Origin of the sequence: Acinetobacter sp. YH12137 (assembly GCF_013418535.1) — a bacterium.
Classification (GTDB): Bacteria; Pseudomonadota; Gammaproteobacteria; order Pseudomonadales; family Moraxellaceae; genus Acinetobacter.
The window spans coordinates 1-11951 of record NZ_VPBW01000054.1; the positions used below are offsets into that span (position 1 = coordinate 1).

Below are 11951 nucleotides of genomic sequence, written 5' to 3' on the forward strand. Positions count from 1 at the left end.
ACGCCACTTAAATAAGTTAAGGCGCTAAAGCGATAAAAGCTACATGATGGCCAGTACTGAGCACTGGCGATCTAAGTCAATGCTGCAGTTCTCATCATCATTGGAATAAGTGGACAAATTCCTGACACGGAATACTATAACTGAGGTCACTTAAATGGGATGCATAAGTTATGTAAGTTACGCCACTTAAATAAGTTGAGGTGCTAAAGCGATAAAAGTGGCACTGTTGGAAATATAGATTTAAGTCGATGATTTTTCCTTTAAAAAAAGTACTTAAAGACGGCTTTGTTGCACAAAGCTGTTTGTAAGGTCTGATTCAGCAATATAATTTCCGAATGAAGAAGCCAGCAACTAAAATCTACCGTACAACGAATTGGTCCGCATATAAACTCAGTGCGAGAAACTTTCAGAGCCAAGTGAATGAGATTCATGCTCGTGTGACAGTATTAAATAAATTTACGGATTTAGGCAGACCTCACACCCAAGTTGTCACTTAAGTTTGAGAAGCTTAGGGGAGTTCTACTTTTAAAATCTTTGTGCAACAAAGCCACAGTAAATGTCAACAGACCCTAATTAGTCATAATAATATTTTCATAAATTTGTCATGTAAATTGAATATTTAAAGCGTATTTTTCGACCATCCTAAGATGAGGCGATGCAATGCTTTGGCATAAGAAAAAATTTAATAAAAAATCAATAAGTTTGGCATGCTGTAGTTTGGGCACAGTTATTTTGACGGGCTGCCAAAGTCCTGCTTTAGTTCAATCATCTTCTGCTTCAGTACAACCACTAAAACAGCCCCACCGTGTGGTTTTTTTCTTGGGAGATGGAATGGGTATCACGACACTGACAGCTGCACGAATTTATGCTGTTGGTGAAGATGGCCAACTGCCGATAGATCAACTGCCAGAGTCAGCATTTGTTCGTACTTTCTCAGAAGATGCACAGGTTACAGATAGCGCACCATCGATGGGTGCCTATATGACAGGTGTAAAAATGAAAAATGAAGTGATATCCATGCAGACTGGAACAATTGCAGTAGAACCAAATCAGGCCGGAAATCATCAATGTGGAACCAATCCTCAGAACCAGAATAAGCAAGACACTCAAACTTTACTTGAATTGGCCAAAGCACGAGGTTGGGGTACAGGGGTAGTCACAACAACTCGCATTACGCATGCTACACCAGCATCGACTTATGCCCATATTTGTCATCGTGATGCTGAAAATGACATAGCATCCCAATTAGTACCAAGTTCGCAAGGTGATACCTATCAGCGTTATAACGTCAAATTAAAAGATGGGGTTGATGTGATTCTAGGCGGGGGTAAGCGTCAATAACACTAAATATAAAAAAATTGGAAGAATAATTTATTAAATTATTGTTTTTATGTGGTTATTGGTGATGTTATGAATAATAATAACTTTTTCTTGATGAATTTTACCTAAAAAAATTGATCAGATAATTTTCTTTAAATGTCATGCATACATAAATTTGACAGTTTGAAGGGATCGGTATGTGCATTTTTCACAAGGTTAAAGATCGACCATAAATGTGATAAACGGCAGAGGATCATTGAAAAATGAATGGATTTAAACACTACATGTATGCACGAAAAAAAGTATCGCTGCGGTTCTGCTGACAGGCTGTATTGAGCATTGAATGCAAATGATGTAGTAATTGTCTACATGCCATAAGATCAGCATGATGAAGAATGAAATGTAGTTGCCAATTTCTACCTTGGTTGAAAAGCATAGCGTTGTTATTCGGAGAAGTGAGGTGAGCCATCCTTCTCTTATTCACTTAAAATGATTCTTACTCAACTGATCTCGACTCATGGGCTGGTTTCAATTAGACGGATAATAACTTCCATCCCCTATTTTTTTTTACCACATCTTGCATTTAATCCCTTCTTTGGGGATTTGATTCAGCATCACTGTTGTCGGTTGACTCAAATCAATGACATAGTTCGTTGGTTCAGGAAAAGCAGAAGAGGCTGCTTTATTGAAAAAGAGAACATTCTGATCAAATGTATTGGATTACACAAAAGCGATGATACAGCTACTAAGCAATTCACCTGCATGTAATCTGTAATATCCATTCCAGTCATCAGACGAAGATTAATCTGAAATTTAAGCACTAAACGCCATAAATCTATGTGTGGGCAGACTTTTTTGAGACATATGTTGATAAACATGCGGCAAGTTATATTGCTTAAAAGTCTATCTAAGTTAACGATCTATTCAATTCTAGATAAGTAATTTGAATATTACGATCCTAAATTACCCGAAGAGTATTAAGATTTCTAAGAATCGTGTTTGTTGGTTTATTTGGGAAATTAATCAGTGGATTGAAGCAAAGATGATGGCTAATTAAGGATTGTAGGCTCTGACTACTTAAATTTTAGGTATTTTGAATAAAGCATATTTCAAAAATCTGAATTAATGGATTTAAATTACCATAAAAACCTTCAATATTTGCTTGAATCCATTGTTGTTGAGAGTCAATGCGAGACCAATCAATACCATAACCACAATGAGCAATCAGATGCTCAAAGAAAATCCGTTGTGTACGTCCATTACCTTCACGGAATGGGTGTATGACATTAAGCTCACAATACAAGTCGGCAAGTTGAGGGATTAGTTTTTGTGGTGCTAAGCCTTGAAAGTATTTTTTTTCTTGAAGTGGCCTAAGTAATTTATTGGTTTCAATTTCAATACGGGAAAAATTACAAAAACGGGTATCACCTTTGGAAATATCGATTTGTCTTAATTTTCCTGCCCAGTCGTATAAGTCGCCAAAAAGCTGTACATGAATTGATTTTAAGTATTTTAAGTCGTAGGGTGGTTCAGCATATTCAATGAGACTACTTGCTAATCCAGACAGTTCCAGTTCAGCTTGTTCTAAAATTTGTTCATCACGAATATTGAGTTTGTTCTTTAGGATATTTGTGCCAGGGTAACAATACAGGCTGTCACCCATTTCCCCATATTTATCCATACATGCACCTGACTAAGATTCGGGTTGCGAATACTTCTTATATTTTTGCAAGATTTCAGCTTTACTTTGTTGAGTTGTTTGAGCTGTCGTTGTAATGCCTTCAAGCTTTAGGCTGGCTTGATAGTTTTGCGAACGTGTCGCTTGAATATATTTTCTTTTCTGTTCAGTGGTTCTGAGCATTTCGAAACTCCATTGATGCTACACGTGAAGTAAGTATAGCAGAGAATCTTTTTGATCAATGCTGCATACACAGCATTTCTAAAATGTAATACAACGGTATTGTTTCATGTAATAACAGAAAACTAAAAAAAAGTGGAAGAATTCTTAAAATTTAGACCGTCATAGATAAGCAAACCGTATGTATTTGTTGAGAATTGTAATTTTGAGAAAATTTAGTTGATAAATTAAATGAAGTTTCATATACAAAGATATGCTCATTTTTTAAATCGATAAAAATGTTAAGATTTGACTATTTGGTAAAAAATATAGAAATTTTTATGGGGCAATTTATCATGCCCTTTTGCTTTGACCGAAAAAATGTTCAACTTGAGATAGTAAAAATTAACTCAGAACTACTGAAAATCAAAAAGATTAAACAGAGTCAGAAAGTAGTAGTACAAGCAAAGTTCAAAATAATCTATGTGAAAATTTGGCAAAAAATCTTGCTATTGATGCAAACGGAGCCAGGCTTACGTGTGCATTCTAATTATGTTGCAATCTTACAGTTGATACATAATCTTGATGATTTTATCGAAAAATCACAACAACACTTGTGCTTTGAAAGAAAAGCTCAGAAAGAACTGGATGCTAAATTTTTTGCAAGATTTTTTAAGCTAACAAAGAATTCAATAAAGGATCAACTTTTACCAAATCGTTCTGATCACAATGAATTTAAACAATGCAACGTGATAAAAATATTAAGCGAAAATGAATATGCCAAACATTGAAACACAAGAGCAATTCTTAGATTTAGCAGAAAAATATCAACAAGATTATTGTCTATTACGTGATGATATTGTAAATACACAATTTGTCGATCTATCAGATGATTTGTATAAAGATGTCTACGCTCTATACAAATTAGCACAACAAATTTATAGCTATATATCAGGCTCCAGACAGATCGGTAAGTATTCTTTTTTAGCTGCTGTGAGTTTTTTTGCATGTCCAGATTCTAGTAATACACAAGAGCTGTCATCGCAACGTTATTTGATTCTACAAGCGAGTTTTTTAACATATCGGCAGTATCAAGAATTTGCAAAAATTGATAAAGCTGAGAATAAGCAAAAACATGTTTGTGACCTATTACGCTATGTCTCACGATATGTGCTGGATTCTAATCATGCTGAATTATTTCATGAATGTAGTAAGCTGCTAAATTGTTATGTCACGTACGAACGTAATTTGAAAAAAGAGGATCGTAATCAACTTTTTAATATTAAAGATTTCGAACAAGTACAAGTCATAGAGTATTTATCGGCTCTATTAATAATTTTTAAAAGACTAGATGATCGTCGTGTAGTTCATCGTCAGCGTAAGTCAAAAAAAAGCAAAGTTTTGCAATGGCCGACGAAAAATGAACTCAAAAAATTTCGTGAAATTAAAACGGGTAAGCAAGTAGATATTGGACATAACGCAAAGATTAGTATTTATGATGCCGCTCTTCACAAAGATGAAGAGGGTGAAGTTGATCTATTAGATCCTGAAATGGAGTTTTATTCAGAAGATGAAAAGTCTAAAAATTTAAATTATATACTCAGCGATAATGCGACGCATCTAATGCGGCATCGCCAGCGCCGTCATGCTCCTTTTGTTACAAATCCACATTATTTGGCGCCAGATATACTGAAGCAAATTGTTTATGTGTTGAGAACCGAGTTATCCGGGCACTGGAGGGATGCTGCAATCGCTGCAGCATGTTTATTGTCACTTTTGACGGGATTATCACCCGTCGCACTGATGGATTTTAACGAGCTTATTCAAGATGGAATTTTGATCCAGAATGGTTCAAGTAGACGTCGCGAATATTTACTCAAATTAAATCTTAAAATTACAGAGCAGAAGATTAAGAGCTTAAATCATGTGCGGTGGAATGAAGTGATGACACATCAACTACATTTACCTTCTGCTTGGTTTGACTATATAGAACAAGCATCGAATCCACTAATTTCATCAACACACATTAATACGAAACTTAAGAATTGGCTTGATAATCGGTTTGTAGGTTCGATCACTGTAGAAAAACTGCAGGCTCAATTATATTTTCATATATATTATGAAACATATAATGAATATCTTGCTCATGTAATTGCTGGGCGGGATAGTCAGCATCACATGCCTGGTATCTATTATGGCGGGCTACCGAAAACTCAACTCAGTAGCACATATCTAGCCTTTTTAGAAAAAGCACTTACACCACATTCCACACATTTTACTGAAGACACGGCTGAACTAAAAATATTGCAACAACAATTCAAAGTGCAATCTGCATTATCTATAGGAAGGATAGGGAGCCAACTGGCACTTGAACCCAATTTTGTGAAAGAGCAATTCCATATTTTACATAGACATTGTCACGAAAACATCCAAGAAGATAAGCACATTATTAATCAACTTAATGCATATGCGTGTTGGATGTGGCATATCAGTTTGTTGAGTTTGGCAAGTCGGCCTAAAAAAAACCTGTTGGGGAATTTGGATGATTATTGTGTTGAGCTCAAGCTTTTATATGTGAATGATAAAAAAAATAGTAAAGCAAGAAAAGATGGTCGTTTTATCCCTTTATCTGATTTTTTCATAAAAACACTGCAAAATTACACTGCCTTTTTAGAACAAATTATTGAAGCGTACGGTTCATTTTTTAGACAAGTCTTTGCAAAGAAGAAGATAACTGTAAATGATCTTTTTGGTAAGGTCATTTTTAGTAAAGATATCTTGCCGATAACTGTCAAAGAATGGCAGAGCAGGAAAATTAAGTTAATCCCTTTATCGAGAAAATGGGTGAATTCATATATGCAAGGAGTCTTTCCAAAGAATATGTATTCGAATTGGTTACGTCATTTTGACATGAACTTTTTGATGCATGAGCAGCAAGAGGGTAAACCAGCATTAGCTTTTCACTTAATTCAGGCCCTGTATGGTCATGACCAACGTGACCGAGAGGCTTTTCATCCGCATTCTTCACTTATCCCGAATGTCTATGTACAGCAAGCCCGCCAGCAATTGCAAGATAATGTCAAATCTTTATCGATTAAACACTTAGAGCGAAAATAGTTGTATGCAAAAAATCAAAGAACTAATAAAACCACAACTAGATGATCTATTTGTTGATATTCATAAAATGGTGAAAAAGTCGCTAGATAGACAGCCTTCTCCACCTGAAGTATTGACGAAAGAAATGCAGCAAAAACTTGATCAGCAGATCGCTGAAAAATGGCATGACATTAAAGATAGTGTTGATTGTTTGAGTCAAAAGTTGAGCCGAGACGAACAATCAAAACTGATGCAATTTACTGAAGATGAATTTAATAAAAGAAGGAAGCAATTCAACCAGAATGTAGATAAAAAATCATACAGAATTAAGCTAAATCCACATACTAAACGGATCGTACTGCCTAGAAAAATTGAGAGTACAGAGTCACGGTTAGAACAGGGGCATCTACATATCCATGTACTTAAGGAATTAAGGCAGTATTGGCAAGATTCATTTGAATATTGGAATGAACCAAAGTACTTATGGGGAAATTTATGCTTAAGTTTTATATATATTTCAGGCTGTGCAGATGAACAGCATTTGATTGCTATTCAGAAGCAATTGCAGGAGGCCATTGAGCTTGGTACAGATCTGAATTGTTTTCGGTTATACCATTCGGACTACAAAAAAATCACTAATCCATTGTTACTACATTATCGTGTTGAAAACTCTCAATATGGCAACGATGTAGAACAGGGAAAGTTGTACCAATGGAAACATGTTTTTTTTAACCCATATGCGCAGTTCATTTTGCAATATTTAAAAAAGTTGAAAGCTGCTCAGAAAGAATTTTGTCTGCAACATTCAGTTGAAGATTGTATTTTAGAAAGCTTGAGTAAGATAGGCAGGAAAAAAAGTCTTGGGGATCTGCAATATCAAATTAAACGCCGTGGATTTCGTGCATTTAATGATGTGCAAATGGTACTCGAATTTAATCCAAACCTCAGCATAGATATATTTTTGAGTAATGTGCTTCAGCAAGAGATTAATACTGTTGCTTTAAGGCCATCCGAATTTAGATTGCTGTGGAATAATGATTACAATCAAGTCACAGAACCAGATAATCGCCCTATTCATTTTGAACAAGAGCAGTTACTTCCTGAAGTTCCGACTGTTCAAAGCAAATTACAAACGATTCCGTATGAGTTGATGTTGTTTGGTCAAAAGAAACGTAAAGGTCAAAAAGTTGAGCGTTTAGATAAAAAGAGGAATAAAGAAGAACGCACGCTACGTTTTTGGCAAGAAACTAGAAGGGTGTTAGAGGAGAAGATAGTTGATGCTAATACGGAGGAAAAGTCTTTAATTGATGCTCAACTACGCTTAATTCACTGGTTAATGCATTTAAAAAAACGAGGGCTTCAATTATCAACTATTGAAAGCTACTTAGGATCGTTTGGCAAAGAATTTATATTTGAGATTTGGCTCAATAAATTAGATTTAAAGCAACAATCCATAGATGACTATGAGGATTTATATCGGCAGCTATTGAAATACAGCAGTGAACGTGATGAAAAAGCAGTTCAACGAGATTCGGTGAAAGGAAAAACCTCTCGTAAGATGCACCAAAGCGCAGAATACCGTTTTGGTCGCCTAAAAGATTTTCATCAATTCTGTATAGAGAATTATGATGCTCCAGGGGTATTGGTGTTACAGAATTCAAGTTTTAAGCATTTACAAATTTGCAATGCACGGCTAGTGAGTCCTTTGCTATTTGGCAAATTATTGGAAAAACTAGAAAATTTAAGTCAAGAGCCAACGGCATCAGAGTGGGTCGATCATCTGAGTTGTTTAAAGCTGATGTATTTACTAAGTTATAGAACTGGACTTCGATTAAATGAAGTTCGTTGTCTTAAAATACAAGATATTATTTGCCCAGAGCTACTTTATAAAGAAAAAGAAAATACAGTTTTTAATAATATCACGCTTCATATCCAAGACAATTCATATCGCCGTCTGAAAACGCGAAGTGCGAATCGTCAAATACCATTGAAAATTGCATTGTCAGAACATGAGTTTTTAGTAGTACAACGTTACATACAACATCGTTATGAGCAATATTTGGTTAATCAGCAGGATGATCTACTTTTTAGTGTGAATCATCGTGTATTAACTGATCAATGTATCAGCAAAATTACAGTAGATTTGTTTAGTCAAATATTAGGTATGCATCATGGCTTTAGTTTTCATACATTACGCCACAGTGCTGCTAACTATCTAGCAATAACTTTGCTCGGTTCAAAAGAAATGATCAAGACCTACACAGATTGTCCTTGGGTAAAAGCAAAAAAGATGAGGGATTTATTGTTTGGTATGAAAGCACGTGCTCAAGAAGAGATTATTCAACATAAATGGCAGGTGCTCGCCTCTTGGATGGGGCATAGCAGTATTGAGCAAACGGCTTCAAATTACCTTCATGTTTTGGATTTATTAGCAGTCGATCGAATTTATAATTCGCCGTGTATCATTTCAAAAAAAGTATTAGAACAGTGTTTTAGTCCAGTGAAGTCAAGTACAGACTACATAAACCTAAATCGTTATACTCAGCAGCAGAAATGGTTTAATTCTTATCAGCAAACACAGCCAGTTACGATGGCTGGCCGACAAGAAAAGAAGTTTAGTATAGAGAAGAGTACTCTGACACCTTTTCAACGTTTGATAAGTTTTAGAGAAGGTCGATTAAGCGAAGATACCCAAGCTCAAGAATGGATGCAACGATGTCAATGGATGAGCACTAAATGGATGGATCGCCAAAAATTTAATTTAAAAACGAATTATGTTTATAGTAAGAATTTAGAAGAGAGTTGGTTTGATGAACTTTACGAAAAGGCTAAAAAACTGACTCGTCCAGATGAAATAATTCCTCTCCTTGATTTTCATTATAAAGATGATAGGCAGCAAGATGCACTGAAAGAAAAGAACATGGTTAAGGCGCTTAAAATATTATTATTATTTGGAAAACTGCGTAAGAATTTTCTACATTTTCAATGCCGAATGAAAGGTGATGAGCAACAAATTGTTAATTTTATTACTGGTATAGAGCCAATGTTAGGAGATCATCTGTATTTAGAAAAACAAAACTACCCAGTTAATTTGGATGCTCCTGAGCGAACCGTTAAATTTAGTTTTCAAAGAGTTGTCGGCTCTAACAAAAAAAATGTTACTCCGCTGGTTATATTTAATTTAATGTTAAAAATGATGCAAAAAGATGAACTCTGGATCAAATAGCCTAAGCATGTTAAAGGGGAATTGTTTAGAAATTTCCCTGTTTATAAGTAAACTGCCTTTATGAAAAGCACCATGCTGACTTGGATTAATAAGCGGAATGTAGTATCACAGTTTGATCGCTGGATTTACGAAAATGGTGTGAAGATTAGCGGTATGGTAAATCGATGAGCTAAAGTGTTGTAGTCCAAACTCGATCTGACAATTACCCATTTTTTAGTGTGCCCGTCAGGTTAAATTTGAACTGAATTTTTCTCAGCCCAAATTCATTTCCAATCAAGTTATGTTTCAAGTGGCGTGCGAACACTGCACAATTTAATTCACGGTGCCTAAGACAGGTATCAACTTCGGACCAGCCATTCTAGCTTTGCTAATGATTTCCACCAGCTCATCATAAGTCAGTTCAAACTTATCCTCACTATCAAATACATAGACCATATTCTTGCCTTCATGTTCAGGTGGAGTAGGTGGTACAAATCGTTTCGGGATAAGAATTTGTGCGAGTTGTTCGTCAGTTAATTTAAATAAGTGCATGTTTTTATCCTACTGTTCCTTAAAATGTATTCAAACATACTCAAGGACTAATTCGCACTCTGTTAATGTCTTGTTGCCAAGCGTGTAACTAGAGCCTGAGTCGGTCAGTTCCGACTTGTAGCGGTCAGTCCGTTCTTGCAATATACGCTTTACAGTTTTGTAAGGCGTATAACGACTTATCTCATTGTCGTTTAATCTTGCAAGCACGTTTCTCGCAGCATTCCAATCAGCTTGCACAACTTCCCCATTGAAACGGTGAAAACGATCTCCCTTACGTGTACCTATTAAAAGGCCATGCAAGAAAGAATCACTTTGCGAAGTATATGCAGAATTGACTAGATGCACCGTAGAACCTCTACGGTGAGATATAGAAGTTAGGGCATTAGCTAACAAACCTTTAGCCCATGTATTTAAGCGTCTATTGGTGTTTTTGCCATAGTTGCGTTTACTTTGAATTGGGGATGTTAAATCTTCCGCAACAATCACTTTGGCTTTATCAACCAACTTGTGAGTTGCTGTAAATATTAATGTTTTGAGCTTTGCTTTTTGAGTATCTTGTCGCTTATCTAGTTTTTTTCGACCTAGATTATTTAACTCAATTTTCTGTTTCTTGTGTGGTTTAGCTTTAGCAATCGCTCTGAGCTTGTTTCTGTGCTTGTACTTTTGATTTAAATAATCTGATTCACTTGAGATCAGCTTGCCTAGACCACTCCCATATACATCGCCATCAGAGTCCACAAAAGCTTCTGAGTACCCTTTATCAACACCTACGGTTTCCTGACCACAATCCTGTGTTTCAACTGCATCATAAGTTGAGTGAACTTCAACATTACCGTTTTTTAGAATGATTCTAAGTGTGCCTTGTGGCGCAAAATCAACAGTCGTATTTAATGGGATTTTAATGGTTTGTCGAGGGATTAGGCTTGGTACTTTAAGCCAACATTGACCATTTAACTCAAAGGTTTTACACATATCCGCACGAACAATAATTTGATTATGTGTGTGATTAACACCATGCTTAAAGTGATTACGCATTTGACGATGGAGGAAATTATCAGTCATCCATTCATCTTTTTTAAGCAAGGTGTATAGTCTTTTTTGTTCATTATTACAGGAGGTGCGTTTTCGGATCGCCTGCTTTACTTTGTCTTTTGATGCTTCTCGATAGGCTTTAATATCACCTATGCAATCACGTAGCGTTTCTTTCCACGCATTTGCAGAAACACCAAAGTCACGACTTTCTTTCATCCACGCATCACGAATAGCTCTGTCACTGATATTCAAACCTGAAATAGCACCATATTTAGCCCACACCTCGCTACGAATACGACCAAGTAAAACAGCTTGTTTCTCAAGCTGTTTGTACTTTTGCACATTCAAGTTTTTACAATGGTGGATGCGTGTTAATTTCACAAAGTCATGCCTAGGTTAAGGGATTGGATAATCAATAGATATGGATGCTAATATACCAAGACACTCACCTAAAATACAAAAGATAATCATTTAAATCTCTAATAAATACCCACCTTGCCACTACTGAATCGACATAGACAAAATGAGAACTTATGCAAATATTTGTCTATATTTTTAGTTATAGTTAATTACTCTCGTAAAACAGCTGACGAAGTCCGAGATAGAATCATTGCGTCAAAACAAACGTGATGCTTATGCACTTATGATGAAAATGAATTAATTATTATTTAATTAAGTTAAAAGACTGCTATATAGCGGTCTTTTTTGTTTTTGAGCTCTACAAATTTTAATGAGTACATATAGTTACTTTTATAAAAATGATAATAAAGGGTAGAGGAGGTCTGATGTGTGCTGAATTAGCAGGAGACTTTCACTTGGGAGATTCTAGGCAGCTAACCGATAAAAGTCTTCTGCCATTTGATTTGGTGTCTTAAAATCCAAGCCTTTTTGAATTCTTCGCTGATTATA

The 11951-nt window shown here is 35.6% G+C and carries 9 protein-coding genes and 3 pseudogenes; 7 read left to right on the forward strand and 5 right to left on the reverse strand.

Going from position 1 to position 11951, the window contains the following annotated elements:
- Positions 1 to 386: 386 nt before the first annotated feature.
- Together FTU72_RS15265 and FTU72_RS15270 are read left to right on the forward strand one after the other, a co-directional pair.
- Positions 387 to 497: pseudogene (locus FTU72_RS15265) on the forward strand (IS5/IS1182 family transposase); the annotation flags it as partial.
- 163 nt (positions 498 to 660) lie between these two features.
- Positions 661 to 1338, forward strand: a pseudogene (locus FTU72_RS15270) (alkaline phosphatase); the annotation flags it as partial.
- A 510-nt stretch (positions 1339 to 1848) separates the two neighbouring features.
- Here the strand turns inward: FTU72_RS15270 and FTU72_RS16580 are convergent.
- Positions 1849 to 2040 (reverse strand): annotated as a pseudogene (locus FTU72_RS16580) (hypothetical protein); the annotation flags it as partial.
- A 223-nt stretch (positions 2041 to 2263) separates the two neighbouring features.
- Here FTU72_RS16580 and FTU72_RS16465 point away from each other — a divergent pair.
- Entirely contained in the window at positions 2264 to 2377 is a 114-nt protein-coding gene (locus FTU72_RS16465) for an AlpA family phage regulatory protein (protein WP_002046152.1), read from the forward strand.
- A 27-nt stretch (positions 2378 to 2404) separates the two neighbouring features.
- On the opposite strand, the gene FTU72_RS15280 is transcribed toward FTU72_RS16465, so the two are convergent.
- Entirely contained in the window at positions 2405 to 3001 is a 597-nt protein-coding gene (locus FTU72_RS15280) for a putative adenosine monophosphate-protein transferase Fic (RefSeq protein ID WP_000362164.1), read from the reverse strand.
- A gap of 12 nt (positions 3002 to 3013) precedes the next feature.
- Positions 3014 to 3181, reverse strand: a complete 168-nt coding sequence (locus FTU72_RS15285; RefSeq protein ID WP_000946583.1) for a YhfG family protein — start codon at positions 3179 to 3181, stop codon at positions 3014 to 3016.
- A 275-nt stretch (positions 3182 to 3456) separates the two neighbouring features.
- On the opposite strand from FTU72_RS15285, the gene FTU72_RS15290 reads away from it, so the two are divergent.
- From FTU72_RS15290 to FTU72_RS16585, 4 genes are read left to right on the forward strand one after another with little or no spacing between them, the layout of a single operon-like run.
- On the forward strand, positions 3457 to 3948 hold the full coding sequence (locus FTU72_RS15290) for a hypothetical protein (RefSeq protein WP_000943375.1): 492 nt from the start codon (positions 3457 to 3459) through the stop codon (positions 3946 to 3948).
- Positions 3935 to 6274 (forward strand): hypothetical protein, encoded by a 2340-nt coding sequence (locus tag FTU72_RS15295; RefSeq protein ID WP_127800787.1) that lies wholly within the window; start codon positions 3935 to 3937, stop codon positions 6272 to 6274. Before FTU72_RS15290 ends, FTU72_RS15295 begins: the two co-directional genes overlap by 14 nt.
- Positions 6275 to 6278: 4 nt before the next feature.
- Positions 6279 to 9479 (forward strand): site-specific integrase, encoded by a 3201-nt coding sequence (locus FTU72_RS15300; RefSeq protein WP_127800785.1) that lies wholly within the window; start codon positions 6279 to 6281, stop codon positions 9477 to 9479.
- 60 nt (positions 9480 to 9539) lie between these two features.
- Positions 9540 to 9647 (forward strand): hypothetical protein, encoded by a 108-nt coding sequence (locus FTU72_RS16585; RefSeq protein WP_372551473.1) that lies wholly within the window; start codon positions 9540 to 9542, stop codon positions 9645 to 9647.
- Positions 9648 to 9791: 144 nt separating this feature from the next.
- Here FTU72_RS16585 and FTU72_RS15305 read toward each other — a convergent pair whose 3' ends face one another.
- Both FTU72_RS15305 and FTU72_RS15310 read right to left on the reverse strand, forming a co-directional pair.
- A complete protein-coding gene (locus FTU72_RS15305) occupies positions 9792 to 10010 on the reverse strand; it encodes a hypothetical protein (RefSeq protein WP_000550047.1) in 219 nt (72 codons plus the stop codon).
- A gap of 30 nt (positions 10011 to 10040) precedes the next feature.
- Positions 10041 to 11423, reverse strand: a complete 1383-nt coding sequence (locus FTU72_RS15310; RefSeq protein ID WP_159153749.1) for an IS200/IS605 family accessory protein TnpB-related protein — start codon at positions 11421 to 11423, stop codon at positions 10041 to 10043.
- Positions 11424 to 11951: the final 528 nt, after the last annotated feature.